The 25,556-nt window shown below is 63.7% G+C and carries 22 protein-coding genes and 1 tRNA gene; 16 read left to right on the top strand and 7 right to left on the bottom strand.

Features of this window, described 5'->3' with window-relative positions; all coding sequences use genetic code 11:
- Positions 1-39: 39 nt before the first annotated feature.
- The 3 genes from FTO74_RS05165 to FTO74_RS05175 form a co-directional block, all read right to left on the bottom strand.
- A tRNA-Lys gene (locus FTO74_RS05165) sits at positions 40-115 on the bottom strand.
- A 35-nt stretch (positions 116-150) separates the two neighbouring features.
- Positions 151-762 (bottom strand): D-sedoheptulose 7-phosphate isomerase, encoded by a 612-nt coding sequence (locus tag FTO74_RS05170; protein WP_162537185.1) that lies wholly within the window; start codon positions 760-762, stop codon positions 151-153.
- A gap of 35 nt (positions 763-797) precedes the next feature.
- Positions 798-1,295, bottom strand: a complete 498-nt coding sequence (locus FTO74_RS05175) for a GtrA family protein (protein ID WP_162537186.1) — start codon at positions 1,293-1,295, stop codon at positions 798-800.
- A gap of 140 nt (positions 1,296-1,435) precedes the next feature.
- Here FTO74_RS05175 and FTO74_RS05180 point away from each other — a divergent pair, with 140 nt between their 5' ends.
- Positions 1,436-2,323, top strand: coding sequence for an alpha/beta hydrolase (locus FTO74_RS05180; RefSeq protein ID WP_255462509.1), 888 nt, complete (start codon positions 1,436-1,438; stop codon positions 2,321-2,323).
- A 78-nt stretch (positions 2,324-2,401) separates the two neighbouring features.
- Here the strand turns inward: FTO74_RS05180 and FTO74_RS05185 are convergent, their stop codons facing one another.
- A complete protein-coding gene (locus FTO74_RS05185; RefSeq protein WP_162537188.1) occupies positions 2,402-2,770 on the bottom strand; it encodes a cupin domain-containing protein in 369 nt (122 codons plus the stop codon).
- Positions 2,771-2,923: 153 nt separating this feature from the next.
- Here FTO74_RS05185 and FTO74_RS05190 point away from each other — a divergent pair, with 153 nt between their 5' ends.
- The 8 genes from FTO74_RS05190 (at position 2,924) to FTO74_RS05225 (ending at position 14,011) form a co-directional block, all read left to right on the top strand.
- Positions 2,924-3,850 carry a helix-turn-helix domain-containing GNAT family N-acetyltransferase gene (locus tag FTO74_RS05190; RefSeq protein WP_162537189.1) on the top strand — a complete coding sequence of 309 codons (927 nt, stop codon included), beginning with the start codon at positions 2,924-2,926 and terminating at the stop codon, positions 3,848-3,850.
- Between the two features lie 48 nt (positions 3,851-3,898).
- Positions 3,899-6,592, top strand: a complete 2,694-nt coding sequence (gene glnD / locus FTO74_RS05195) for a [protein-PII] uridylyltransferase (protein WP_162537190.1) — start codon at positions 3,899-3,901, stop codon at positions 6,590-6,592.
- Positions 6,593-6,764: 172 nt separating this feature from the next.
- Positions 6,765-7,382 (top strand): NADH-quinone oxidoreductase subunit B, encoded by a 618-nt coding sequence (locus FTO74_RS05200; protein WP_162537191.1) that lies wholly within the window; start codon positions 6,765-6,767, stop codon positions 7,380-7,382.
- A 211-nt stretch (positions 7,383-7,593) separates the two neighbouring features.
- Positions 7,594-9,213, top strand: a complete 1,620-nt coding sequence (locus FTO74_RS05205) for an OmpA family protein (RefSeq protein ID WP_162537192.1) — start codon at positions 7,594-7,596, stop codon at positions 9,211-9,213.
- Between the two features lie 153 nt (positions 9,214-9,366).
- Positions 9,367-11,376, top strand: coding sequence for a hypothetical protein (locus FTO74_RS05210; RefSeq protein WP_255462510.1), 2,010 nt, complete (start codon positions 9,367-9,369; stop codon positions 11,374-11,376).
- 66 nt (positions 11,377-11,442) lie between these two features.
- The gene (mqnE, locus tag FTO74_RS05215; RefSeq protein WP_162537193.1) at positions 11,443-12,576 is read left to right on the top strand and encodes an aminofutalosine synthase MqnE; all 1,134 of its coding nucleotides are present in this window, start codon (positions 11,443-11,445) and stop codon (positions 12,574-12,576) included.
- A 78-nt stretch (positions 12,577-12,654) separates the two neighbouring features.
- The gene (locus FTO74_RS05220; RefSeq protein WP_162537194.1) at positions 12,655-13,152 is read left to right on the top strand and encodes a GNAT family N-acetyltransferase; all 498 of its coding nucleotides are present in this window, start codon (positions 12,655-12,657) and stop codon (positions 13,150-13,152) included.
- 100 nt (positions 13,153-13,252) lie between these two features.
- Positions 13,253-14,011, top strand: coding sequence for a hypothetical protein (locus FTO74_RS05225; protein ID WP_162537195.1), 759 nt, complete (start codon positions 13,253-13,255; stop codon positions 14,009-14,011).
- A 48-nt stretch (positions 14,012-14,059) separates the two neighbouring features.
- Here the strand turns inward: FTO74_RS05225 and FTO74_RS05230 are convergent, their stop codons facing one another.
- Entirely contained in the window at positions 14,060-14,632 is a 573-nt protein-coding gene (locus tag FTO74_RS05230) for a sigma-70 family RNA polymerase sigma factor (RefSeq protein ID WP_162537196.1), read from the bottom strand.
- Between the two features lie 334 nt (positions 14,633-14,966).
- On the opposite strand from FTO74_RS05230, the gene FTO74_RS05235 reads away from it, so the two are divergent.
- From FTO74_RS05235 to FTO74_RS05255, 5 genes are all read left to right on the top strand, one after another.
- On the top strand, positions 14,967-15,410 hold the full coding sequence (locus FTO74_RS05235) for a CHRD domain-containing protein (RefSeq protein WP_162537197.1): 444 nt from the start codon (positions 14,967-14,969) through the stop codon (positions 15,408-15,410).
- Positions 15,411-15,481: 71 nt separating this feature from the next.
- Positions 15,482-16,315, top strand: a complete 834-nt coding sequence (gene larE / locus FTO74_RS05240; RefSeq protein WP_162537198.1) for an ATP-dependent sacrificial sulfur transferase LarE — start codon at positions 15,482-15,484, stop codon at positions 16,313-16,315.
- A gap of 72 nt (positions 16,316-16,387) precedes the next feature.
- Positions 16,388-17,752, top strand: a complete 1,365-nt coding sequence (larC, locus tag FTO74_RS05245) for a nickel pincer cofactor biosynthesis protein LarC (protein ID WP_162537199.1) — start codon at positions 16,388-16,390, stop codon at positions 17,750-17,752.
- Between the two features lie 4 nt (positions 17,753-17,756).
- Positions 17,757-18,539, top strand: coding sequence for a nickel pincer cofactor biosynthesis protein LarB (gene larB / locus FTO74_RS05250; RefSeq protein ID WP_174242213.1), 783 nt, complete (start codon positions 17,757-17,759; stop codon positions 18,537-18,539).
- 5 nt (positions 18,540-18,544) lie between these two features.
- Positions 18,545-19,555 (top strand): aldo/keto reductase, encoded by a 1,011-nt coding sequence (locus tag FTO74_RS05255; RefSeq protein WP_162537200.1) that lies wholly within the window; start codon positions 18,545-18,547, stop codon positions 19,553-19,555.
- A gap of 550 nt (positions 19,556-20,105) precedes the next feature.
- Here the strand turns inward: FTO74_RS05255 and FTO74_RS05260 are convergent.
- Positions 20,106-22,652, bottom strand: coding sequence for an Ig domain-containing protein (locus FTO74_RS05260; protein ID WP_162537201.1), 2,547 nt, complete (start codon positions 22,650-22,652; stop codon positions 20,106-20,108).
- Positions 22,653-22,980: 328 nt separating this feature from the next.
- Positions 22,981-24,066, bottom strand: a complete 1,086-nt coding sequence (locus FTO74_RS05265) for a Gfo/Idh/MocA family oxidoreductase (RefSeq protein WP_162537202.1) — start codon at positions 24,064-24,066, stop codon at positions 22,981-22,983.
- 75 nt (positions 24,067-24,141) lie between these two features.
- Between FTO74_RS05265 and pyrF the strand changes: the two genes are divergently transcribed.
- Positions 24,142-25,050 carry an orotidine-5'-phosphate decarboxylase gene (gene pyrF / locus FTO74_RS05270; RefSeq protein ID WP_162537203.1) on the top strand — a complete coding sequence of 303 codons (909 nt, stop codon included), beginning with the start codon at positions 24,142-24,144 and terminating at the stop codon, positions 25,048-25,050.
- Between the two features lie 249 nt (positions 25,051-25,299).
- On the top strand, positions 25,300-25,425 hold the full coding sequence (locus FTO74_RS19650) for a hypothetical protein (RefSeq protein WP_255462511.1): 126 nt from the start codon (positions 25,300-25,302) through the stop codon (positions 25,423-25,425).
- Positions 25,426-25,556: the final 131 nt, after the last annotated feature.

Genomic DNA, 25,556 nt, shown 5'->3' on the forward strand with positions numbered 1-25,556 from the left:
CGGACTGCTCGGCAGGTTTTCAGGGAGAAGAAGGAGATATGGTGAGCGCGCTGGGGCTCGAACCCAGGACCAACGCCTTAAAAGGGCGATGCTCTACCAACTGAGCTACACGCTCCGACCACTCTATGAAAATACCATATCGAGCCCCGATTACTCGCTAAGTATTTGCGGTTGCTTGTCAAAATCCATGCCGAAGGTAAACCGCTCCACCACCATGCAGAAGATGTGCTCGAGCGCTAGATGCGATTCCTGAATGTTCATCGTGACGCTCGACGGGATGATGACGTTGTAATCGCACAGCTCGCGCATCTTGCCGCCGTTGTTGCCGGTGAAGCCAATCGTGGCGATCCCTAGCTTCTTCGCCTGCTCCAGCGCGCGGACGATGTTCTTCGAGTTGCCCGAGGTCGAGATGCCGAGGAAGACATCGCCGGGCTGGCCCAGTGCCTCTACCTGCCGCTCGAAGACGCGGTCGTAGGTGTAATCGTTGCCGATGGCGGTCAGGATGGACGAGTCCGTCGTCAGCGCAATGGCGCGCAGGGCGGGGCGGTCGACAGTCAGGCGGGCCACAAACTCGGCCACCAGGTGCTGCGAGTCGGCGGCCGAGCCTCCGTTGCCCGCGACGAGCAGCTTGCGGCCCGCCTTCATGGCGTCGGCGGTAAGCTGACCGATGGCGACGATGGTGTCGTGGATCTGCTGGCTGTCGTGAACGGCCTGCAGGGTGGCGATGGACTGGGCGAGCTGGCGGCGGACGAGGTCCTTCATAGGTCTTCAGGCTCCGGGGTACGTCGTAGATCGGTTTAGCGTTTGAAGGAGAACTTCTTGTGCGCGAAGTAACTATACGTGGCTATGATGCCGGCGTTAACAATACCGGCCAGGAACGGCGCATAGGGGTGCGTGAGCGCGGGGGCGAGAAAGAGATGGGTCGCAACGGGCAGGATCACCAGCTCGGCCGGGGTGCTGACGCCGTAGACCGCAAAGCAGCGGAGCAGCTCTTTCAGGTAGTTGCCCTTGGTGCGAAAGACGAAGTGTTTATAGCACAGGAAGGCCACCGTGATCGCGATGGGCTTCGCGCAGATGGAGGAGAGGTCGGCGATGAGCGGCTTGCCGCGATGTGGCAGCAGGTGACTGTAAAGAATGACGAAGCCGGAGTAGAGAAGCAGGGAAAAGAGCGTGTTGAAGCCGCCTACCATCAGGAAGCGGATGACCTCGCCGGCCGGCAGCTTGCGCCGGAGGCTGGCGAAGGGTCCATGCGGGCGGGGAGTTTCGGGCATGGCCGTTGAGACGGAGTTCGTCATAGATTTTATTTTCTCAGATCGTAGAACACTTTTAGGTGAAACGTCGAAGCGATTGCAGAAGAGATGTCTTGAGATAGAATCGGCTCGGCTATCCGGAGGCAGAGATGTTGGGTGCGAAACAGGTTCTGATGGGGATGATAATGGCTTTGAGTATGGGCGGCGCATGGGGCCAGCAGCCGGTGCAATCGCCCGGTGTGACGAAGCCGCTTTGGGCTGGGGCCGCACCGGGCGCGCAGGGCAGCGAAGAGATCGACACGCCCACTCTAACGGCTTATCTGCCGTCCTCGAATCCCACGAAGACCGCGGTGGTCATCGCTCCTGGCGGCGGATATATCCACCTCTCCATGGACAAGGAGGGCGAGGCGATTGCGCGCTGGATGAACGCTCGCGGCGTCGCCGGATTCGTGCTCAAGTATCGGCTGGGGCCGAAGTACCACCATCCCGTGGAGCTTGGAGACGCACAGCGGGCCATCCGTACGGTGCGCGCGCAGGCCGAGCAGTACGGCATCGCTGCCGACCACATCGGCATGATGGGCTTCTCGGCCGGAGGCCACTTGGCGTCCACCGCCGGAACGCACTTTGACGAGGGCGACAGCTCCGCCGCCGACCCGATCGACCGCGTGGGCAGCCGGCCGGACTTTCTCGTACTGGCCTACCCCGTCATCACGATGAAGGCTCCGCTGGCGCATCGCGGCTCGCACGACAACCTGCTTGGCCCGGCGCCCGATCCGGCGCTTGAGCAGTTGCTCTCGAACGAACTTCAGGTGACGGCCAGGACGCCGCCGACCTTTCTCTTCAGCACCAGCGACGACGCGACGGTGCCGGTGATGAACAGCGTGATGTTCTACTCCGCGCTGCACGCCGCGAACGTTCCGGCAGAGCTGCACATCTACGAGCATGGGCCGCATGGCGTGGGGTTGGCGCCCGGTTTCCCTAACCTGAAGGCGTGGCCGGATGCGTTGGCGAAGTGGATGGCCACGCATGGCTGGATGACTGCCGATGCGGCCTCTATCGTGACCACTCCGTAGAGCGTATTTGCCTTCACGCGCAGCGTCCAAGACCGCACGAAGTGCCGCCTGCCCGGCGTGAGGGCGCTTTAAAATCGCCTATCGCAGATAGGTATCGGTATTGGTCAGCCAGTCCTGCCGTGGCGGCGCGAAGAGATCCAGATCCACGGTATCTTCGAGCGCGACGGCGGAGTGCGGAATGTTGGCGGGAATCACCAGAACCTCTCCCGCGCGGACGATGTGTTTTACCCCGCCCGGAGTGCCGTCTTCGATCACAAACTCGAGCGCACCGGAGACGATGTAGGCGATCTGCTCATTGGGGTGCTGGTGCGTGGGCACGACGCATCCCTTATCCAGCACGATGCGGGCGATCATGCTTTGTTCACCGCTGATGTACTGGCGGGTGAGCATGGGATTGAGCTGCTCGGGCGGGATATCGGACCAGCGGTGAAGCGATGCAGTAGACATGATCCCTCCTTATTTTCTTCGCTTGCTTCGTATTCGATGCGGCGCTTGAATAGAGTAAGCCACTCCGAGAAGAACGTGCTCGGCTTCAATCGGGAAAGCTTAATAGTTGACATCGGCAAGTATTCTGGATCACTCTGTTTTCGAGTGAAAAATATGACGCCGACTGACGATATCGCCCTCTTCCGCCGCTTCAACCGAAGGTACACGCGCTGGATCGGAACCCTGAACGAGGGTCTGCTCGAGAGCGAGTTCACTCTGGCGGAGGCGCGCGTGATCTACGAGCTGGGCACGCGTCCGGCTCCGCTGGCAAAGGAAATTGCCGAGGAGTTGGGCATGGACGCCGGGTATCTCAGCCGTCTGCTGAATCGGTTTGAAGAGACGGGGTTGCTGAAGCGGAAAGCCTCGAAGCTCGACGGGCGCTCCGCCGAGCTGGCCCTGACCGCGAAGGGAAGGGCAGCGTTCAAGCGGCTGAACACGCGCTCGGATGCGCAGGCGAACCAGCTCCTCGAAGGGTTTACCCCGGCGAACCGGGCGCGTCTGATCGCAAGCGTACGCACGCTCGAAGAGCTGCTGGCTCCGTCGCCGGTCAAGGCCAGCTACACCCTGCGCCCGCATCGCGTGGGCGACATGGGCTGGGTCGCGCACCGGGAGGGCCTCGGCTACACCGAACAGTTCGGCTGGGACGAGACCTTCGAGGCCCTGGTGGCAAAGATCGCGGGAGATTTTGTAACCAACTTTGATCCAAATTGCGAGCGTTGCTGGATCGCCGAGATGGATGGCCGGAGCGTCGGCCACATCTTCCTCGTCAAGCACCCGGACGTGCCCGGAACCGCCAAGCTGCGCCTGCTCTTCGTGGAGCCGGAGGCACGCGGCCTCGGCCTGGGAGACGCGCTGGTGAAGGAGTGCATCGAGTTCGCGCGCGCGGCGGGCTACAAGCGAGTCGTGCTGTGGACGCAGAGCATGTTGACGAGCGCAATCCACATCTACGAGCGCGCCGGGTTCCGCCTCATCAAGGAGGAGCCGCACCACAGCTTCGGCAAGGATCTGGTGGGGCAGGAGTGGGAACTGCTGCTGGTCTAGTCCTCCGGGGTCGTGCTGTATGCTGTAGGCTCCGGATCACCAACCAGCATGACCCCAGAAGAGAAGGCACAAGCCGGGATACGCGAGGTGTATCAGCAGACGATGCAGTCGATCTCGTCTGCGTTTGCGGCGGAGATGCGGACCGCCGCAGCCGGTTCCAGGGCCATCGCGGCGCGGGCGCAGGAGGTCGATCGCATTGTCGCGGAGGTGTGGACGGCGGCGCAGAAGCGCGACCCGCGCCTGGCAGCCGGGACAGCGTTGGTGGCCGTGGGTGGCTACGGCAGGCGCGAGCTGTTTCCGTACTCGGACGTGGACCTGCTCTTTCTGCTCGATGGCCGCCTCGACGAGAAGGACCTGAAGGACAGCATCCGGTCCGTCCACCAGGAGCTTTGGGACTGCGGCCTGCGCGTCTCCGCCATGACCCGCAAGCTGGCCGAGTGTGAGCGCTTCGATCCTGAAAACGTGGAGTTTACCCTGTCGCTGCTGGACGCGCGGCTGATTACCGGCGACGCGGAGGTCTACGGCAGGCTTGCGGAGAAGCTGCTGCCCAAGCTGCTGGCGCGTGACCGCAAGAAGATCGTAGGCCGCCTGCTCGAGGTAACGCGGGCGCGCCACGCCAAGTATGGCGACACGCTCTTCCACCTGGAGCCGAACATCAAGGAGTGCCCCGGCGGCCTGCGCGACGTGCACGTCTGCGGCTGGCTGGAGCAGTTGCAGGAGGATGGCGGCGCGGGCTCGAAGGCTGCGGGCAGCGCCGGGGACGAGGAGTTCGCCGAGTCCCGCGAGTTCCTCTGCACCACGCGCTGGTTCCTCCACATGCGGCACGAGCGCGACGATAATGTGCTTGACTGGCTGGCACAGGACGCCGCCGCGGCGCAGAGTCTCGGCCTGGGCGGAGCTGGTGCGCAGGTGCATGACGCGGGTTACTGGATGCGGTTTTACTTCCGCCATGCGCGCAGCGTCGAGCGCCGTGTGACCAAGGTGATGGAGGAGGCCGAGGGATTGCAGGCCCCGGTGCGTAGAGCCCGCCTGCCACTGCTGGAGAAGATCGGCTTCGGCGGTTCTGGTTCTAAGGCGTCCAAGGCGGTGGAGTCCCGCGGCTTCCAACTGCGCCAAGGCTGGATCGCGCTGGACGCGGGCCTGCCCGGTGGCGACGATCCAGCGCACGACCCGGAGATCGTCCTCGATATGTTCGGGGCCATGTCGCGCTCGGGCGCACGGCTCAGCCGGGCCTCGGAGCTGCGCGTCGAGCAGGCGCTGCCGCTGCTCTCGGCACACCTCGAAGACGGCCCCGCCCTGCGCCGCCGCCTCGCCGTCATCTTGACCGGTCCCTTCGCGGGCCGCGCCCTGCGCACCATGCACGCGCTGGGCACGCTGGAGCTGCTGATCCCCGAGTTCCACGGCATCGACGCTCTGGTCATCCGCGATGCCTACCACCGCTACACCGTGGACGAGCACACCTTCGTCGTTATCGACACGCTGCACTCGCTGCACGCCGCGCCCGTGGTCGAGGGTCAGCCCGGCCAGATGGCCGAGTGGGCTGGCCGCTTCGGAACGATTCTGCGCGATCTGCCGCACCCCGAGCTGCTCTACCTGGCAGCGCTGCTGCACGACACGGGCAAGGGCCGCAGCTCCGACGACCATCCCCGCGAGAGCCAGCGCATGGCCGAGGGCGTCCTGGCCCGGCTGGAGCTGGACTCCTACGAGAGCGGGCTGGTCCTTGGCACCATCCGCAACCACCTGGAGATGTCCGCCGCCCTGCGCCGCGACGTCTTCGACAAGGAGACGGTGCAGGCCTTCGCGGGCAAGGTGCAGACGCCCGAGGCGCTGCGGATGCTGGCCCTGTTTACGTACGCCGATATCTGGGCAGTCCACCCCGACGCGCTGACGCCGTGGAAGGCCGAGAACCTGTGGCGTCTCTACGTTTCCACGTCCAACTACCTCGACCGCAGCGTGGACGACGAGCGCGTAGGCGCAAGCGCGGAGAGCGAACTGGTACACCGGGTCGCGGCCCTGCTGCCTGGCCGTCGCGAGGCCGTGTGGTCCTTTCTCGAGGGCTTTCCCGAGAGGTACATCCGCACCCGCACGCCGGAGCAGGTCAAGACCCACTTCCAGATGGCGGAACGGCTGGCTGGCGGTCCCACGAACACCGTGGAGCTGGACTTCCGCTACGCCGCCGGGGTCAGTGAGATCACGCTGGTGACCGGGGACCGCGAGATGCTCTTTGCCGGAATGGCGGGCGCGCTTGCGGCCTGGGGGATGAACATTGTGACGGCCGATGCTTTCTCCAATCGGCAGGGGCTGGTGGTGGACAGCTTCCGCTTCACCGATAGCTTCCGCACGCTGGAGATGAACGACTCCGAGCGAGCGCGGCTGGTCGACAGCGTGCGCGATGTGATGCTGGGCAAGGTCTCGATGGAGAAGGTGCTGGCCGGGCGCAGGCGCGGACGCAGGCGGGCGGTCAAGGTGGCCGTCGAGGCGCGCGTGGACTTCGACGACGCGGCCTCTTCGCACAGCACGCTGCTGCAGGTGGTGGCGCAGGATACGCCGGGGCTGCTGCACGCCCTCAGCCGCACCATCGGCGAGCAGGGATGCAACATCGAGGTGGCTCTGGTCGATACCGAGGGCGAGATGGCGATCGACGTCTTCTACGTCACCCGGCTGCATCGCAAGCTGGATGCCGCTGAACAGGGCAGTCTGAGAGAGGCCCTGCTGGCCGCAATGGAGCAGAACGTTCGTTAGTCGGTCGTCAAGGGGTATCCCTGAACCGGAATACGGTCTTCGTATGCTGGAAAAGAAATCTTGTACAAAAATAGAACCAACCAATTCCAAATTGCCGTCATCCATGTACAGATAGAGAAAGTTCGTCCGGTTGATGGGAATTTTCTGCCGATGGGCTCTATCATTAGAACTTATGGACACTCCATTTCAGGAAACGACGAGCAACGGACGGCCCACCGAGGCTCCGCAGGCGAACGACCGCTACATCTTCGGCACGTTGGACAGTTTTGCGAAGAACCGGGAGAAGCTGCAAGAGGTGAGCTGGGGTTCGGAGCAGCCGGAGGGCGTCGTGTTGGCGTCGCTCGATGCGGCGATCAATTGGGTGCGTAAGAACTCGGTCTGGCCGATGACCTTTGGCCTGGCCTGCTGCGCGATCGAGATGATGTCGATGGGCGGATCGCGTTACGATATCGCGCGTTTCGGTGCGGAGGTCTTCCGGCCGTCGCCGAGGCAGAGCGACCTGATGATTATCGCGGGCCGCGTGTCGCAGAAGATGGCCCCGGTCATTCGTCGGCTCTATGAGCAGATGCCGGAGCCGAAGTGGGTGATCTCCATGGGCGCATGTGCCACCTCGGGCGGCGTCTTCAACAACTATGCCCTGTTGCAGGGCGTCAACCAGGTCATTCCGGTCGACATCTATGTGCCCGGATGTCCGCCCCGTCCTGAGCAGCTGCTGTATGCCATCACGCTGCTGCAGGAGAAGATTCAGCAGGAGAAGGGAACGGTTCGCCGGACCCTGAACCTGAGTTAACTGATCGGTATACGGGATAACTGCCCGGGTACAGGTTTTTAATTTTGAAACAAACCAGTTAAAAATTGCTGGTAATGTTTTCGATGGTTGGTAAGTGTTTATTTTGTTGTGGACACGAGCCCTTACTGAGTAAACTCGGTGGGACCTCAAGATCTGTCGACGTGATTGAAAGAAAAGTTAAATCTGGTTTCAAATTAGCGGAGGAAGTCGAATGGTTTATCGCCCGTTTCGTAGTTTTGGCCGGTTTGTACTGGCTGCATGTGCAGTCAGCCTTGGAGTAGCAAGCCTGAGTGCACAGACCGCACCCAGCACCCCGATGGGGCCTAACCCTTCGCGTGTCGATATCTTCGCCGGCTACTCTTACTTCGGCGCGCATGGCCAGTTGAAGCCCGCCAACATCGCCTACGACTCCGTAGACGTAGGTGCGACCGCCAGCGGCGCTTACTACTTCTCGAAGTACGTTGGTTTTGAGGCCAACATCGTAGCGCATCCGGATGGCAACAACGACGGACTCTACACCTTCTCCGCCGGTCCGATCTTCCGCGCTCCCATGCAGAACTTCACCGTCTTCGCGCACGGCCTCGTGGGCGGCGCCCGCATCGTCGGACCGAACAGCGATGTTGTCGGCCAGGCGTACCACGAGCCCTGGACCTGGGGCACGGCCCTGACCGCTGGCGGCGGCATGGACTACGACCTGCCGTTCTTCAACAACCGCTTCTCGCTCCGCCTCTTCCAGGCCGACTACCGTTACGTTCACGCGAGCTTCGGCCCCTACAACCCGCCGCCTACCGCGATTCTGGGCGGACGCACGAACCTGAACGGCGTCGATCTCAGCACCGGTATCGTGACGCACTTCGGCCACATCATCCCGCCGCCACCCGTCACCTATAGCTGCGCGGTTGCTCCGGCCTCGGTATACCCTGGCGACCCCATCACGGTCACCGGCACCCCGGCGAACCTGGATCCCAAGAAGACCGCGACGTATAACTGGACCTCGACCGGTGGTACGATCTCCGGTACCAGCACGACGGCCAACGTCGACACCAAGTCGCTCTCGGCCGGCACCTACACGGTCAAGGGTCACGTCACGGAGGGCAACAAGCCCGGCCAGATGGCGGACTGCTCGGCTGACTTCACGGTCAAGGCCTTCGAGCCGCCGACCCTTAGCTGCTCGGCGAATCCTTCGACCATCAACCCCGGCGACTCCGCCACGATCACTGCGAACGGCGTCAGCCCGCAGAATCGTCCTCTGACCTACAGCTATAGCGCGACGGCCGGCTCCATCAGCGGAACGTCGAACTCGGCTACCCTGTCCACCGCAGGCGCGGCTCCTGGCACCATCACCGTCACCTGCAACGTGGTTGACGATAAGGGCCAGACTGCCACCAGCATGACGACGGTGACCATCCTGGCACCGGCGCCGGTCGTCCCCAAGACCTCCAGCCTCTGCTCCATCAGCTTCGACCGCGATCACCGTCGGCCGGCTCGTGTGGACAACGAAGCGAAGGCCTGCCTGGACGATATCGCCCTCAACCTGCAGCGCACGACCGACTCGAAGGTTGCGGTGGTTGGTAACGCCGCGGCAAGCGAGAAGCATGCCGATAAGCTGGCTGCCGAGCGTGCGGTCAACACCAAGGACTACTTGGTTACCGAGAAGGGTATCGACGGTTCGCGTGTTACGGTCTACACCGGTACGGCTGGTGATAAGAGCGTGACGACGACCCTGATCCCGGCCGGAGCGACCCTGGATAGCACCGGTGTCACGGTGGTGGATGAGAGCGCAGTCAAGGCTGTGCCTCGGACGCCGGTCCGCAAGCACCACAAGAAGTAGTTGAGGTCGTAACTCGCACGAGGCTGACTGGGATTCTCCCAGTCAGCCTTTGTGCTGTACGACTCTAGCCTTGTACGAGCTTCGTCCTCGACGACTCACGCTTGATTCCGCAACTCCCCAAGCCTCACCATTGTGGATAATACTGTTTCAGGGATGGCCCTTTTGATCCTCCGTCTGCCTCGAGTTTGTCTTCTGATTGCCGCCTTCGTCTGCCTGTCCGCCTCCTCCGCCCGCAGTTGGGCGTCGGCGAACTGGCTGCCCTTCGGTCCCGATGGCGGCGACGCGCGCGCTTTCGCTGCTGACCCCCACGACCACCAGCATCTCTACCTGGGGACGACCAACGGCTGGATGTATGAGTCGCATACCGGCGGCCAGAGCTGGCAGCGCCTGGCCCGCGTGGGCAAGCGCGACGACTTGGTGCTCGACAATATCCTGGTCGATGCGGCCAACCCCAGGCATCTTCTGGTCGGTGCCTGGGTGCTCGATCACCCCGATGGCGGCCTCTTCGTCAGCAACGACGGCGGCGTCACCTGGTCCGTGCAGTCCGAGATGCGGGGGCAGTCGATCCGCGCCCTGACCGCCTCGCTCTCCGACCCGAAGACCATCGTCGCCGGAACCCTGCGCGGCGTCTATCGTTCCAAGGACAGTGGCCAGCACTGGACTCTAATAAGCCCCGAGGACAGCAAAGAGCTACACAACATCGAGTCCATCGCGATCGACCCCAAGGATCCGCAGACGATCTACGCTGGCACCTGGCATCTGCCCTGGAAAACCACCGACGGCGGAGCCAACTGGTCGAACATCAAGCAGGGCATCATCGAAGACTCCGACGTATTCTCCATCATCGTCGACCCGGCAAAGCCGCGGACGGTTTACGCCAGCGCCTGCTCGGGAATCTATAAGAGCGAGAACGGCGGCGAGCAGTTCCTCAAGGTCCAGGGTATTCCCTCGTCCGCGCGGCGGACGCGTGTGTTGCTCCAGGACCCCAATCATCTGGACACCGTCTTCGCGGGTACCACGGAGGGCCTCTTCCGCTCCGGCGACGCGGGTAAGAGCTGGGCGCGCACGACCGTCTCCGACGTGATCGTCAATGACGTCTACATCGATCCGGCCAACTCGCAGAAGGTGCTGCTGGCCACGGATCGCGGCGGCGTCGTTGCCAGCTTTGACGGTGGGTACACCTTCCAGTCTTCGAATCAGGGCTTCTCGGCCCGCCAGATCTCGGCCTACACCCAGACGAGGAACCACTCGGTCTATATCGGCGTCGTCAACGACAAGGAGTGGGGCGGCGTCTTTCAGAGCGACAACGGCGGCCTGAACTGGATGCAGGTGAGCGTAGGGCTCGAGGGCAAGGATGTCTTCAGTCTGGGCACAGCGCCCGACGGGACGCTGCTGGCCGGAACCTCCCACGGCATCTTCCATCTGGCCGATGGCCTGTGGCAGCGGGCCGGCGATGTGCGTGCCGCAGCCCCGGTCGCGGTCAAGAAGGCAGGCTCCCGGAGCATCAAGGGGAGGGCCGTCCCGACCGCCAAGGCCACATTGAAGACTCCTGCAAAACACTTCGACGGAGCGGTTTTCGCCCTGGCCACCACGCCGAACACGGTGCTGGCCGCCACTGCGGAGGGGATTCTCTCCAGCCCGGACAGCGGCAACAGTTGGCACCCGGTCTCCGCCCTGTCGGCGGATGAGTGGCGCTTCCTCGCTTCGACTCGCAACGCGGTGGTGGCGGCGACGCTGCACTCCGTGTCGCACTCCACCGACGGGGGCCAGACCTGGACCGGCATCACGCCTCCCCCCGCGCTCTCGCAGATCGGAGCCGTCTCGGTGGACGGTGCGGGCTCAATCTGGGTCGGCGGACGCGAAGGAATCTTCATCTCGGACAACGGTGGCCAAAGCTGGACGACACCGTCGAACCTCTTCCTGAGCGGTGTCAACAGCCTCTTCTTCGATGAGCCTGCCAACCGGATGCTCATTACCGCCAACGGGACGTCCACCGTGGCCTTTACCGTCCAACTGCCGCAGCGGTCCGTCAAGTTCATCGAGACGGGCTGGAACCTGCGCTTCGTGCGGCCGGTCGATGACCACTTCATTGCGGCGACGCTCTTCGACGGCATCGTCGTACAGCCGAGGATGGTAGCCTCGCCGATCACCGCCTCGCGCTAACAACGTGCAGGCAGGCGGCGAATGGGAATAGAATTCTAGCTGAGCCCAGCGCTCGGGAGCATAACCATGATGAAGCCCAGGCACTCCTTCCAGACCGACGACCCGCGCCTCTACCCTATTGCGGAGAAGGTGCAGAACGGCGAACGGTTGAGCTTTGAGGACGGCGTCCTGCTCTACCAGACCGGCGATGTCCTCGCCGTGGGCTGGCTGGCCAACCTGGTCCGCGAGCGCCTGCACGGCGACACCACCTACTTCAACGTCAACCGGCACATCAACCCCACCAACGTCTGCGTGGCCTCCTGCCGACTCTGCGCCTTTGGCCGCAAGAAGGGCGAGGCGGGCACGTACACTATGGCGCTCGAAGAGGCTTGGGAGACGGCAGCCTCGGGTTATACCGACGCGGTCACTGAGTTCCACATCGTCGGCGGCCTGCACCCCGATCTTCCTTTCGAGTACTTCATGGACCTGGTGCGCGGGCTCAAGGAGCGCTTCCCCAAGGTCCACATCAAGGCATTTACGATGGTCGAGATCGCCTTCCTGGCCAAGCGCGGCAAGCGGACGATTCCCCAGGTGCTCTCCGAGATGAAGGCCGCCGGGGTCGATTCGATGCCGGGTGGCGGCGCGGAGATCTTTGCGGATCGTATCCGGCACATCATCTGCGACCACAAGATCGACGGCAGCGAGTGGCTGGAGACGGCTAAGCTGGCTCACCAGATGGGCTTCCGCTCCAACGCGACCATGCTCTACGGCCACGTGGAGAACGACGAGGACCGCATCGACCACATGGTCAAGCTGCGCGCGGTGCAGGACGAGACCGGTGGCTTCCAGACCTTCATCCCGCTCTCTTTTCACCCGGACCACACGGCTCTGGCGCACATCCCCAAGTCTTCGGGGATGCTCGATATCAGGCAGATTGCGGTCGGGCGGCTGATGCTCGATAACTTCAGCCACATCAAGAGCTACTGGCAGATGGTGACGCCGCAGATGGCGCAGATATCGCTGCGCTTCGGTGCCGACGACATTGACGGCACGGTCATCGAGGAGAAGATCTACCACGACGCCGGAGCCACTACTCCGCAGGGGATGCGCCGCGCCGGCCTGGAGCGCCTCATCTCCGAGGCGGGCCGGGTGCCGTTCGAGCGCGACACGATGTACCGGGCCGTCACGCGCAGCGAAGATACGTTCACGGTTTCAGCGTAGCGCGCCGTACAGGCGCACCCCATAAGCAGGTGCATGAGATACGACCGGTTATCGCTTGACAGGATGTTCGGGGCGGCGATGCGGTTCCTGGACCCCCAGGCGGCCGAGACCCGCGACGGCATCACGCTACGCCCCTACCGCGAGTCCGACGTCGAGGCGATGTACGCGCTCGATCAGGTCTGCTTCTCGGAGAACTTCCGATTCGACCGCCGCTCCATGCGGCGATTCGCCGATGCGCCCAATGCGATGTCTGTGGTGGCGTATGCGCAAGACGGAAGTCTGGCCGGGTTCTCGATTGCGCACCTGGAGCATCGAGAGGACGATATCTACGGCTACGTGGTCACGCTGGATGTGGCTCCGGAGGCGCGTGGCAAGGGGCTGGCCGGGAAGCTGCTGGGGGCGCTCGAAGAGCGTGCCCGAGGGGCAGGCGCGGGGCGTATGGAGCTGCACGTCGCGGTCGAAAATCCGGGTGCAATCCGGTTCTACGAGCGGTCGGGCTACGTGCTTGCGGGGCGGCTGAACGGGTTCTACGGGCCGGGGCTGGACGGGCTGGGATACTGGAAACGCCTGGGCTAGAAAGTTTCCTTCAGACGTACTCGTAAGAAGCAACCGCAAAGACTTGTCCTGCCGGACGGGCCTCCTGCACGGAGGGCTGAAGTGCTAGGCTGGACTGGATATGTCGGCTACGCTTCAACTTGCTTTGGTCTCGTGCGCGCTGCTCGGGTTGCGTCATGGCTTCGACTACGATCACCTGGCGGCGATCTCGGACATCACGAGTGTGCAGCGGGGTTGGCGCGAGGGGATGCGGCTGGGGCTGCTCTACGCTCTGGGCCACGCGCTGACGGTCGCGGTGCTGGGCGCGGCGGTGATCTTTCTGCATCTGTCGCTGCCTGCTCATCTCGACGCCATCGGCGAGCGGCTGGTGGGCGCGACCCTGATCGTGCTGGCTGTGTACGTCTTCGTGGCATACCTGCGGCGGCCTGCGGGCGAGCACGCTCATGCGCACATTCCGCGCAGCCGGATTGCGTTGCTGGTCTCGGGCGCGCGCTATGCCCACTGGCGGGTGCGGAGACTCGTGGAGCCGGAGCGGGAGCGGCCCGATCCGTTCAGCTTCAAGTATGACCGCAGTTCGGTCTTTGTGGTGGGGATCATCCACGGGCTGGGTGCGGAGACGCCCTCGCAGCTACTGCTGTTTCTGCTGGCGGCGAACCTCGGCGGGACCAGCCGCGGCTTCTTTGGGCTGATGAGCTTTATTGGTGGGTTGCTGTTGATGAACACTCTGATGACGGCCAGCGCCGCGGGTATCGTGGCGGAGAGCCGCCAGCGGGCCTGGGTGCAGACGACGGTGACGTCGTTGACGGCGGTGTACAGCCTGGTGATCGGCGTGGTCTTCCTGCTGGGAACAAGCGACAAGCTGCCGCCATTGATGCGGTAAGCACTTCGATCTTTGTTTCCGACCAGCGGGAGGACCACGCGAAGCCTTTTATAAAGGCGTGTGAACGCCCGCACCGCGCGCAGCGGGCCTTTGGCAAGTGCAGTCAATGCAGCCATGAGTAGCGCAGGTCCCGCAACAGCGGATTAACTGTTTGCGCAGAGCCGCGCGAGCACGATGAGCGCGGACAGCGGCATTGCTGACCGTGATCTGGTGCGCGGCGGCGTATGCGGCCAGGGTGGAATCCCCAAGATCGATCTCGCGCAGCAGCGCGGCATAGGCGGGCGTCATCGTCTCCAGCGCGCTGGAGATGCACTCGCAGGACGTGGCCTCGAGCGCGGGGTTGGGTGCGGTCTCTGACTCCAGCTCCTTCACCCAGCGGCCCAGCGCGGCATCCTCGGTGGTGCGGCGGCGGTAGTGGTCGATGATGGCGTTGCGCAGGACGCGGTAGAACCAGGCGACGGCGGAGTCGTCGTCACGGGGCTGGGAGGCGGTGTCAAGCGTGCGGAGATAGGCAGACTGAAGGATATCTTCGGCGGTGGCGCGGTCGGGCACGCGTCGCTCCACGAAGCCGAGAAACTGGCGACGGAGGTCGAGCAGCGAGTTGAGAACAGCTTCGGACATAGGGTAGACGCGGCAGGTCGTCACCTGCCGCTTTGTTGATTAGACGTTGGAGATGCAGTCGGAGCAAGGGGACGACGGCTCGCACGGGCAGGTAGGGCCGCAGGGGCAGGGCTTTTTGGTTTGCATGATGTTTCTCCTTGAGCTTAGCTGGTGCGCTCATAGTGGCTGACGCAGGCAGGGGAAAAGCATTACACCTGCTCTTCCGCAGGGCAGGCATCATGCGTGCGGAGTATCGTAATCCTGTGTTTGCCTGCCGATATCTTGGCGGGGTGAAATTGCATCCTATCCCGAAGCGCAGGGCTGTCCATTGGCTCACTCAAAAAGGAGAAGCACTATGTTCCTGATAAACCGTCGTTTCCGTGAAGCCGTCATCGTCTCCACACTCGCGTTCGCATCGGTAGCCGCCCAGGCCGCAACGATTACCTTCAGGGCGAAGCTGGACGCTGCCTCCGAAGTCCCCGCCAAGACCAGCGACGGGAAGGGTACGGTCAAGGCAACGCTCAACACCGACACCGAAGAGTTTACGTATCACATTGAGTTCAGCGGCCTTACAGGCCCGGCCACGGCCGCGCACTTCCACGGCCCGGCCGCGCCCGGAGCCAACGCCGGACCGCAGCTTCCCATCAAGGCTGCCTCGATTGCCAGCCCGCTCGACGGCACGGCCACACTAACCCCGGAGCAGGCGAAGGATCTTCTGGAAGGCAAGTGGTACTTCAACGTGCATACCTCCGCCAATCCCGGCGGCGAGATTCGCGGCCAGCTTGTGAAGGGAAAATAACTGAGCCGATGGGCAGCAACTGCTAAGGGCTCCATTGCGAGTTGCTGCTCAATCGGAACTAGAATGAGGGAATGAGCTTGTCAGACAAGGCGGCGGCGCTCGAGGCCCGGCTCGGTGGGCTGGGGTCGTTGCTGGTTGCTTACTCGGGTGGCACAGATTCGGCTTTCCTGGCCTACGCAGCGCACCGCGCGCTTGGCGACCGGATGCTGGCGGTGATCGCGGACTCGGCCTCGCTGCCGCGCAAGGAGCTGGCGGCGGCGCTGGAGTTCACGGCCACGCACGGCATCCCCACGCACATCTTGCACACCGGAGAGCTGGAGCGGGCCGAGTACGTGAAGAACGATGCGCGCCGCTGCTTCCACTGTAAGGACGAGCTGTTCACCCAGATGGAGACGGCTCGTGCGGAGCTGGGGTTCGCGCATCTGGCGTATGGGATGAACCTCGACGATGGCGGCGAGTTCCGCCCCGGCCAGCAGGCGGCGAAGCTGCATGGGGCGCTGGCTCCTCTGGCCGAGGCGCAGTTGACGAAGGCGGAGATTCGCACGCTGGCTCGCGAGGCCGGGTTGACGCTGGCCGATAAGCCTGCGAGCGCTTGTTTGTCGTCGAGGATCGAGTATGGGAGGCCCGTCACGATGGAGAATTTGGGTCAGGTGGAGCAGGCCGAGGATGCTTTGCACCGCATGGGCTTTCGGCAGGTGCGGGTACGGCACCACGGCGAGCTGGCTCGCGTGGAGATTGCCCGCGAGGACCTGGGGCGGGCGTTGAATCTGGAGACGCTGGGGCAGATGACGGCAGCTCTGAAGGCGGTTGGTTTCAAGTACGTGACGCTCGACACCGAGGGGTATCGCTCGGGTTCGATGAACGATGTGCTGCCGGTCTCGGCGATTGCGGCGGCACGGAGTTGAGTGTGTGGCCCGGCCATCCGAATATTTGTAACTGAAATAATTACTTGTATTTTGTAACTGAAAGAGTGACTTATGCGGATTGCGTATCTGGACTGTTTTGCGGGAATCTCCGGCGATATGTTTCTGGGGGCGTTGCTGGAGGCGGGGGTGCCGGAGCAGGTGATGCACGACGCCGTGGCCGCGTTGAATCTGGGGGCGAGCCTGAAGATCGAGCGCGTGGACCGGAGCGGAATCTCATGCACGAAGGTGCATGTGCTGGAGGGCGACGAGCTGGCCGAGGCCAAGGCGCATACGCACTCTCATTCGCACAGCCACTCTCACACGCATGACGGCGGTTCATTCGAGCACCAGAGCGAAGGAGCAACCCATACGCATCAGCCGCAGACGCAGCATCTGCACAAGGGCGGCCACTCGCATGACCATGACCACAATCATCCTCACGAGCACACACACGAGCACGTGCATGGGCGCTCGTTGACGGTGATCCGTGAGTTGATTCAATCGACGTCACTCGCAGGTCCGGTGAAGGCGACGGCGATTAAGGCGTTCGAACTGCTGGGGGCATCTGAGGCAAAGATCCACAACGTGCCGGTGGAGCAGATTCACTTTCACGAGGTGGGCGCGGTGGATGCCATCGTGGATATTGTTGCGGCCAGCGCAGGAATTCATCATCTGAAGATCGGCGCGTGGCACTCGTCGCCGCTGAACGTGGGCGGCGGGATGGTGGTGTGCGCGCATGGGACGTTTCCGGTTCCGGCCCCGGCTACGGCGGACCTGCTGAAGGGATACCCGACGTATTCGGCGCATGTGCAGAAGGAGCTGGTGACGCCTACCGGTGCGGCTTTGATTCGTGCGCTTGAACCCACGTTTGGAGCGCAGCCTGCGATGCGGGTGGATGCTATCGGTTATGGCGCGGGCACGCGCAACCCGAAGGATTTTCCGAATGTGCTGCGGCTCAGTGTGGGTACGACTGAAGGACATCACAAGCATGGGCACGATGCCTCGGAGACAGTGACGGTGCTGGAGACGGCGCTCGATGACCTCTCGCCGCAGGTGCTGGCCTATGTGGCTGAGACCGCTCTGGCCAAGGGTGCGCTGGACGTGATGCTGACGCCGGTGGTAATGAAGAAGGGCCGTCCGGGAACGCTGCTGACGGTGCTCTGCAACCCCGGCGACCGGGCGGCGCTGGAGCGGCTGATCCTGTCCGAGACCAGCACGCTGGGGGTCCGGGTGCGGCAGGACCGTCGCGTCTGTTTGGAGCGGAGTTTTGCGAAGGTCGAGACTCCCTATGGCGAGATCCGCATGAAGATCGGCTCGCTTGCGGGCGAGGAGCTGAACTCGGCTCCCGAGTTTGAGGACTGCAAGGCCGCCGCCGCCGCGCACGGTGTGGCGCTCAAGATGGTGCAGCAGGCGGCCATCGCGGCGTACAGGCGGTGACGGCGTGACTCCGACCGCATTGCTGGCCCTGTTGGCCGAGGTGGAACGTGGAGAGATGACGCCGGACGCCGCGGCGGCGCGGCTGGTAACGCTGCCCTTTGAGGACCTGGGCCACACGCGGGTGGATCATCACCGCAGCCTGCGCTCGGGGCTGCCTGAGGTGGTCTACGCGGCGGGCAAGACTCCGGCCCAGACAGCTTCGATCTTCGCCAGTCTGGCTGCGGATGGTGTGGACGTGTTGGCCACGCGTGCTGATGCTGTGACGGCGGACGCGGTGCTGGCGCAGCATCCGGAGGCGAGCTACAACTCGCTGGCACGGACGATCTCGCTGCGGCAGAGCGTGCGTGAACTGCTGGGGCACGTGGCCGTGGTCTGCGCTGGCACCAGCGACCTGCCCGTGGCCGAAGAGGCCGCGGTGACGGCGGAGACCTTCGGCGCGCAGGTGACGCGGCTGTACGACGTGGGCGTCGCGGGGCTGCATCGGCTGCTGGCGGTACGGCAGGATCTGGCGGCTGCGGATGTGGTGATCGTCTGCGCGGGCATGGAGGGCGCGCTGCCGTCGGTGGTGGGCGGGCTGGTCGGTGTGCCGGTGATCGCGGTGCCGACCTCGGTGGGCTACGGCGCCTCGTTCGGTGGCGCGACGGCGTTGCTGGGGATGTTGAACTCGTGCAGCCCCAATGTAACGGTGGTGAATATCGATAATGGTTTTGGGGCCGGGTACTCGGGAGTTTTGATCGCCCGAGGCAGTGCTGGAACTGGGCGCAGTGCATCTGATGGAGCGAGGTGAGGGTTATGGAGCGGAGAGATTTTTTGAAGTCGGCGGCGGCGATGGGTGTGGCGGCGGCTACGGGGGCGGCCAGCGGGCAGACGGCTAAGGGTGCGGTGAAGAGGCCCGAGTCGCCGGAGATGGTCTATCGGCAGCTTGGGACCACGGGCGAGACGGTCTCGGCGATTGGGCTGGGCGGATACCACCTGGGCAAGCAGAAGGACGCGAACGAGAGCATCCGGCTGATGCACGCGGGCATTGACCGCGGGATTACTTTCCTCGATAACTGCTGGGACTACAACGACGGCATCTCCGAGGTGCGGATGGGGCAGGCGCTGCGCAACGGCTATCGGGAGAAGGTCTTCCTGATGACGAAGATGGACGGGCGCACGGCGGTCGAGTACGACAAACAGCTCGAGCAGTCGCTGGGGCGGCTGCAGACCGACATGATCGACCTGGTGCAGTTCCACGAGGTGATCCGGATGGAAGATCCCGACCGCATCTTCGCGGCGGGCGGGGCGATTGAGGCGGCGGTGGCGGCGCAGAAGGCGGGCAAGATTCGCTACATCGGGTTCACTGGGCACAAGGACCCGGCGGTGCATCTGCGGATGCTGGAGACCGCGCAGAAGCACGGCTTCCACTTCGATACGGTGCAGATGCCGGTGAACGTGATGGATGCGCACTTCCGCTCGTTTACGCGGGAGGTGATGCCAGTGGCGATCAAGCAGGGGATCGGTGTGCTGGCGATGAAGACCTTTGGCGATCACTTCATTCTGGACAGCAACACGGTGAAGCCGATTGAGGCGCTGCACTATGGGCTGACGCAGCCTGTTTCGGTGGTCATTACGGGCATCGACTCGATGGAGATTCTGGAGCAGGCGATGACGGCGGCGAAGACCTTCAAGCCGATGACGGAGGCTGAGGTGAAGAGCCTGCTGGACCGGACGGCGGTGGCGGCGAGTGAGGGGAAGTACGAGTTATTCAAGACGACTCCGCACTTTGATGGGACGGCGGCGAATCCGAAGTGGCTGGGGTAGGTATCTCCTGTTGGTCGGAAGCAAGCATTTTGTTTCCGACCAACGGGAGGACCACGCGAAGCAGTAAAGAGGCGTGTGAACGCCCGCCTCGCGCGTAGCGGGCCCGTCCGGCAGGACAGGTTTGCGGCAGGGATAGGTCGGGCCTTCAGCCCTTTTCCTGCCTTTATGTCCGGATACCTAGGGCTTCGCCCTAGGCTGGTATAGAGCGCGCCTTCAGCGCTTTTTGTAAGCATCTGGAGATTTGGGGTAGGGAGAAGAAAGCATACCTCGGGGCTAAAGCCCGCTTCTGGGGAGGGTTTTGATGTCGGGGCTAAAGCCCCGACCTACCCCAGATGCAGCGGCAACGGCAAGAAGCAACAGCAACAGCAACGGCAGAAGCAGATTCCTCCGCTGCGCTCCTGAATGACAACCAAAAAAACAGGCAACAACGCCCTTACGCCGGGCGGGCGGCACTTCGCGCGGCTTTGGACCTTCGCGTGAGAAGCAAAGATCTCAAGGCTCCGCTCTTATCCCTTTTTCCCTTTTTATCCCCGTTTCGCCTTGCTCTTTTTTATGGGATGACCAGCTCTGTAGCGGTGTAAGGCGGGATAACCACAGAGAAGGTATTGCCGGGGATCGTGAAGGACGTCGCGGGCAATGTGGAGCCGCTCTGGCTGGTGGCGATGCCGAAGCTGTACTGGGTGGCGGTGGCTCCCAGGGTGCTGCCGGTGACGGTGACCTGAACGTTCGCGGTATTGGCTGGGTCGGCGTTGAGCAGCAGGATCGCCTTCTTGCCGCTGGCCTGGAGCGCGGCGTGGGCCAGCAGGGTCGAGTTGGTGGACGAGGCGCTGACGAGGGTATCGCCCACGTCGGCCAGCAGGTGGGCCAGTTCGATGCCGTAGAAAGCCGGGCCGGGCGTCTCGGTGCCCTCGCCCAGGAAGGTTCCGGCTCCGGCGTGCAGTTCCAGCCAGTCGATGTTGGCAACGCCGGACTCGAGCGCGGTCAGGATCTCGTGGGTGGCGTAGAGGCCGGGGATGGAGGCCGGCGTGCCCGTGGCCAGGGTGCCGTCGGGGTTGGTCTCGGTGACGAAGATCTGGACGGCGCTGGCGCTCGCAGGGCAGGCTGCGGCGACGTTCGACTGGATGCCGGAGACGAGCCGGGGCATGTCGGCCTGGGGCGAGGAGAGTAGCTGCGCGGCGGTGGTGGCGTTGTAGGTGCCGGGGTAGTAGTGCAGGATGGCGAAGTCGAAGCTGGTGGCGGCGCAGACGGCGGTGAGGACGGCCGGGGTCCAGGTGGAGGGGATAGGGTCGATGGCCGAGCTGACCACGATGCCCAGCTTGATGGTGGGATCGACCGCGCGCATGGCCTGGATGTAGCGGGCGGCGTTGGTCCCGTAGGCCGTGGACGATAGCTCGGCTACGTTGGCGCGGGAGGCGTAGGTGCTGCCGTAGCCAGCGGTATAGACATAGGGCGCGTGGACGTCGGACTCGGTGTTGTTGTTGGAGTTGTAGCCGTTGTAGTAGATCTCGTTGCCGATCTCCCAGTACTTGATGCCGACGGGAGCGGTGAGGCCGAGACGGAGGAAGTTGTAGCCGTCGTCGGTAGGCAGCGGGGTGGCGGCGCGCAGGCTGGCCCAGAAGCCGACGGTCTTCCAGTCGAAGCCCACGTCGTCGATGCCGATGCTCTGGGTGCTGGCGGGGTCGCCGTTGGTGTAGGCGACCCAGGCGGCGGCCTCCTGCGGTTGGCCGCCACGGTTGGGCTCGGAGCAGGTGCTGGGCGCGGTGACGCCGCCGCCCTGGGTGCCGGTGGAGCGAGTGCCCTTCGCGTCGGCCACCGAGGTGCCGTAGTTGACCGTGATGATGGCCTGGGTGCCGGTGGCGGCCAGCGTCTTGAGGAAGTAGCCGAAGTCGGTGTGGGGGGCCAGGTATCCGTTGGGCGTGACGCCGCAGGCCGGGGTCGTCGAGGCGAAGATGGGGGTCAGGGTGTACTGGGCCCAGTGGTAGTTGTCCGAGTAGGAGCCGCCGGGGTAGCGCAGCATACGGATGCCGGAGGTGGCCAGCAGCGCGGGCAGGGCGGCGGTGTCGGAGAGGCTGGGGTCGTAGACGGAGGTGTGGATGCCGATGCCGGTGGAGGGCACGGTGGCCAGGGCCTTGGTGGTGTCGACCGTGACGGAGGTGGTGCTGCTGAAGATGTTGAGGGCGAGGGGTGCGGTGACGACCTGGGCGGGGACGGTGCTATCGGTAGCCGTGATGATGAGGGGGAAGACACCCGAGGAGGTGGGAGTGCCCTTGATGCTACCGTCGGAACCGAGGGTGAGGCCTGCGGGCAGGGTGCCGGAGGTGACGGCGAGCGTGACCGGCTTGGTGCCCCCGGTGAAGGTGGTGGGGGCCAGGGTGAAGGCGGTGCCGAGGGCTCCCTTGGTGGTCGCCGGGTAGGACAAGGCGAGGGGAACGGGCTTGATGACCAGAGAGTAGCTTGCGGATGCGGTCTGGGGTGTGGGTTCACTGTCGTGGACGGCGATGTCGAAGGTGTAGGTGCCGGGGGTGGTCGGGGTTCCGGTCAGGATGCCGGTGGGGCTGAGGGTGAGGCCCGCGGGCAAGGCTCCGCTGGCGAGCGTGGCTGTGTAGGGGGCGGCTCCGCCGGTGATTGGCAGGGGACCGCTGGTGTAGGGGGTGCCGACTTGTCCGGCGTCGAGAGTGGAGGAGGACAAGGCCAGCGGGCCTACGATGGTGAGGGTGTAGCTGTGGGTGGCGCGGCTCTGGGGAGTGGAGGCGTCGGTTACCTGGGCGATGAAGGTGGCGTTGGCCGGGGCCGTCGGCGTGCCGCTGATGCGGCCGGTGGAGCTGAGGGTGAGACCTGTGGGCAGGCTGCCCGAGCTGAGGGCGAAGGTGTAGGGCTGGGTGCCGTCGGAGGCTTCGAGGTTGGCTGCGTAGGCGGTGTTCAGGAGGCCGTAGGGCAGTGTGGTGGAGGCCAGGGCTACGGGCGATGCTGTACCGGACGAGGGTGCGGAGGTGCCGCCGCCGGGGTTGCAGGCGAGGAGCAGCAGAACGGGAGAGAGGAGTGCTAAAAGACGCAGAGAACGGACGGTTACGTGGACCGCCTTGATTATTTTCATCATGGTCGAGTAATTTCTGGGTGGCAGAACCCGGGATTTGTGGTCAGTGTAGCGTGGCTGGCGAAGGAGGGGAGTCCCACATTGGTTGCAGTAGCTCGCGCAGCGTCCAAGACCGCACGAAGTGCCTCGGCGTTAGGGCGTTTTGTTTTTGCTTTTAGAAGAAGATGTCCTGCCGGACGGGCCTCCTGCGCGGAGGGCGGGCGTTTGCACGCCTTTTTACTGCTTCGCGTGGTCCTCCCGTTGGTCGGGAAGAAAATATGCTCGCTGCCGACCAGCGGGAGGCCCTTAGAAGATCACTCTCCCGTGCCGCAACGAGAACCGCACGAAGTGCTTATGCGATGGGGTGACCAGCGGCTTTATAGATCGCCTCGATGGCCAGCATATCCTTGAGGCCCTCTTCGCCCGGCGTCTTGGGGACGGTGTTGGTGCGGATGCAGTGGGAGAAGTGGTCGGCCTCGATCACGAAGTGGGTGACTTGCTCGGGCGGGCTGGTCAGGTCGATGCCGAGCCTGCCGAGATCGTGCAGGTGGTTGCTGTTGTAGGCGAATGCGGGCGAGATCTCCAGACTGTCCCTGTCGCCGTGGATGCGCAGGAAGCCGCCCATGTTGGCCCCGTAGGCGGTGGCGCAGGTGGCCAGCACGCCGGAGGGGAACTTCATGGTCCAGTTCATCGTCTGCTCCACCTCGGCGAAGCGGCCGGTGGTGTGGTCCATGGTGGAGGTGACGGCGGTGAACTCGACGGGGTCTTCCTGGGCGAAGAAGCGGATCGCGTTCAGAGAGTAGATGCCCATGTCCATCAGCGGGCCGCCACCGGCGAGCTTTTTGTTCAGCCGCCAGAAGGGCGTGGTGGGGGCGTTGAAGCCATTGGCCGACTCGAAGGCTTGCAGCTTGCCCAGTGTGCCGGATTGCAGGATGCGCTGGGCCTCGAGGTGGGTGGGGTCGTGCGGGCAGCGGTAGGCGATCATCAGCTTCACGTTGGCGCGGCGGCAGGCCTCGATCATGCGGCGGCACTCGGCTGCGGAGATGGCCATGGGCTTCTCGCATAGAACGTGCTTGCCCGCCTGCGCGGCGCGCTCGGTGTACTCGGCGTGCATGGAGTTGGGCAGGCCCACGTAGACGGCGTCCACAGCCTTGTTATCGCGGATGCGGTCGAAGGTCTCGTAGGTGTAGATGGAGGATTTGGGGATGCCGTACATCTCGGCGTACTTGACGCCCTTGGTGTCGGGATGGCCGGTGACGAGGGCCGTAATCTTCGCGTATTTGGCCTGGACGCAGGCGCGCATGAAGGTGTCCGAGATGGTTCCCAGGCCGATGGCCGCGTAGCCGATGGGCTTTTGTGTATTCGATTGGGCGAGAGCGGGGAGATGGCTTGCGGCCAGGGCGATCGACGAGAGACGGGTAAAGTCGCGGCGATTCATGGCAGACACGATAACGTATTTTGTGGAGAACTGGCGTGCGGGGCGGAGATAATAGGGGAGAAGGGTAGGTTTGGGATGAATATGCGGTTTGCGGAGCAGGTCCGGGTCGAGGTGGAGCGGAAGGGAAACGCCGCCTGTGTGGGGATCGACCCGGCGCTGGAGCGGATGGCCGGGGTGTTGCTTGCGAGTTGCAAGAGCGACGGCGGGGGCCAGCCCGATGCGGAGGAGCTGCTGACGCGGTTCGGGCGGCTGATCGTGGACGCGGTGGCGGACCTGGTGCCGGTGGTGAAGCCGCAGTCGGCCTACTTCGAGCGGTTCGGGCCAGCGGGTATGCGGGCGCTCGAGACCGTGATGCGCTACGCCAAAAAGAAGGGCCTGCTGGTGGTGCTGGATGTGAAGCGCGGCGATATCGGCGAGACCTCCTCTGCATATGCAGAGGCTTATCTGGGCAACGGGCCGTGGGCCGAGATGGTGGATTGCCTGACGCTGGCTCCGTACATGGGGCCGGATAGTCTGGAACCGTTTGCGCGGGTGGCGATGCGGACCGGCAAGGGGCTGTTTGTGTGTGTGCGGACGTCGAACCCGGGGGCGGCTTATCTGCAGAACCTGATCGCCGAGGGCAAGCCCGTGTACGCGCATGTGGCCGAGATGGTGGCCGGGTTGGCCGAGCGGCAGGGCGTGGCGGGGTATAGCGATATGGGGGCCGTCGTCGGGGCTACGCTGGCGAGCGAGGCTCGGGAGATTCGGGCGATGCTGCCGAAGAGTCTGTTCCTGGTGCCGGGGCTGGGGGCGCAAGGAGGATCGCTGGCGGTGGTGCGGGACTGCTTCGATGCCGATGGCGGGGGTGCGATTGTGAGTAGCTCGCGTGGGGTGAACTATCCGGTAGGGGAGTTTACGTCGCTGGATCAGTTGGGCGAGGCCGTGCGGCAGGCGGCGCGGAGCTTTGTTCAGGATGTGCAGAGCTGTCGGACGGCGGTGGTGTAAAGATTTTTGTTTCTGACTAGTGGAGGATCGTTGCTATTGATTCTGCCGAGACAAGGTATACGTGTCACGAAGTGACCGCTCTCCGCGTAGGAGGCCTGTCCCGCAGGACAGAGTTTTTGAGGGCACGGCTTTAGGCGTGCCCCCAATGTTCTGGGCCAGGTTGGAGAAAGCGTACCTCGGGGGCTAAAGCCCGGACCTACCCAGAAGCAACAGCAAAGACAGAAGCAGATTTTTCCGCTTCGCTACTGAATGACAACCAAGAAAACAGGCAACGGCAACAACGTCCTCACGCCAGAGCGCTTCGTGCTGTACCCCAACGGCCGGAACTTCGTGCGGTTTTGGACGCTACGCATGGGCGTGTTCTCCGTAAATTAAACTTCCCGCAATCTCTGTTCAAACATTCCTGCCCATGCTTGCTCTATTCCCGTTAGGAATCGAGAGGCGCACCGGCTTGCCGTGTATCAGCAGGTTGGCGGCTTACTTATATTTTTATGCGATCTCCACGG

The organism is Granulicella sp. WH15, from assembly GCF_009914315.1.
GTDB lineage: Bacteria > Acidobacteriota > Terriglobia > Terriglobales > Acidobacteriaceae > Edaphobacter.

Bases quoted from the DNA above. Each gene is read 5' to 3' on its own strand.
- FTO74_RS05230 (WP_162537196.1), bottom strand. From the start codon at position 14,632: ATGTCCGAAGCTGTTCTCAACTCGCTGCTCGACCTCCGTCGCCAGTTT.
- FTO74_RS05225 (WP_162537195.1), top strand. From the start codon at position 13,253: ATGTCGGCTACGCTTCAACTTGCTTTGGTCTCGTGCGCGCTGCTCGGG.
- FTO74_RS05210 (WP_255462510.1), top strand. From the start codon at position 9,367: ATGGCCCTTTTGATCCTCCGTCTGCCTCGAGTTTGTCTTCTGATTGCC.
- FTO74_RS05220 (WP_162537194.1), top strand. From the start codon at position 12,655: ATGCGGTTCCTGGACCCCCAGGCGGCCGAGACCCGCGACGGCATCACG.
- larC (WP_162537199.1), top strand. From the start codon at position 16,388: ATGCGGATTGCGTATCTGGACTGTTTTGCGGGAATCTCCGGCGATATG.
- FTO74_RS19650 (WP_255462511.1), top strand. From the start codon at position 25,300: ATGACAACCAAGAAAACAGGCAACGGCAACAACGTCCTCACGCCAGAG.
- FTO74_RS05255 (WP_162537200.1), top strand. From the start codon at position 18,545: ATGGAGCGGAGAGATTTTTTGAAGTCGGCGGCGGCGATGGGTGTGGCG.
- FTO74_RS05260 (WP_162537201.1), bottom strand. From the start codon at position 22,652: ATGATGAAAATAATCAAGGCGGTCCACGTAACCGTCCGTTCTCTGCGT.
- FTO74_RS05185 (WP_162537188.1), bottom strand. From the start codon at position 2,770: ATGTCTACTGCATCGCTTCACCGCTGGTCCGATATCCCGCCCGAGCAG.
- FTO74_RS05235 (WP_162537197.1), top strand. From the start codon at position 14,967: ATGTTCCTGATAAACCGTCGTTTCCGTGAAGCCGTCATCGTCTCCACA.
- FTO74_RS05200 (WP_162537191.1), top strand. From the start codon at position 6,765: ATGGACACTCCATTTCAGGAAACGACGAGCAACGGACGGCCCACCGAG.
- FTO74_RS05205 (WP_162537192.1), top strand. From the start codon at position 7,594: ATGGTTTATCGCCCGTTTCGTAGTTTTGGCCGGTTTGTACTGGCTGCA.
- FTO74_RS05190 (WP_162537189.1), top strand. From the start codon at position 2,924: ATGACGCCGACTGACGATATCGCCCTCTTCCGCCGCTTCAACCGAAGG.
- FTO74_RS05175 (WP_162537186.1), bottom strand. From the start codon at position 1,295: ATGACGAACTCCGTCTCAACGGCCATGCCCGAAACTCCCCGCCCGCAT.
- pyrF (WP_162537203.1), top strand. From the start codon at position 24,142: ATGAATATGCGGTTTGCGGAGCAGGTCCGGGTCGAGGTGGAGCGGAAG.
- larE (WP_162537198.1), top strand. From the start codon at position 15,482: ATGAGCTTGTCAGACAAGGCGGCGGCGCTCGAGGCCCGGCTCGGTGGG.
- glnD (WP_162537190.1), top strand. From the start codon at position 3,899: ATGACCCCAGAAGAGAAGGCACAAGCCGGGATACGCGAGGTGTATCAG.
- mqnE (WP_162537193.1), top strand. From the start codon at position 11,443: ATGATGAAGCCCAGGCACTCCTTCCAGACCGACGACCCGCGCCTCTAC.
- FTO74_RS05180 (WP_255462509.1), top strand. From the start codon at position 1,436: ATGGCTTTGAGTATGGGCGGCGCATGGGGCCAGCAGCCGGTGCAATCG.
- FTO74_RS05265 (WP_162537202.1), bottom strand. From the start codon at position 24,066: ATGAATCGCCGCGACTTTACCCGTCTCTCGTCGATCGCCCTGGCCGCA.
- FTO74_RS05170 (WP_162537185.1), bottom strand. From the start codon at position 762: ATGAAGGACCTCGTCCGCCGCCAGCTCGCCCAGTCCATCGCCACCCTG.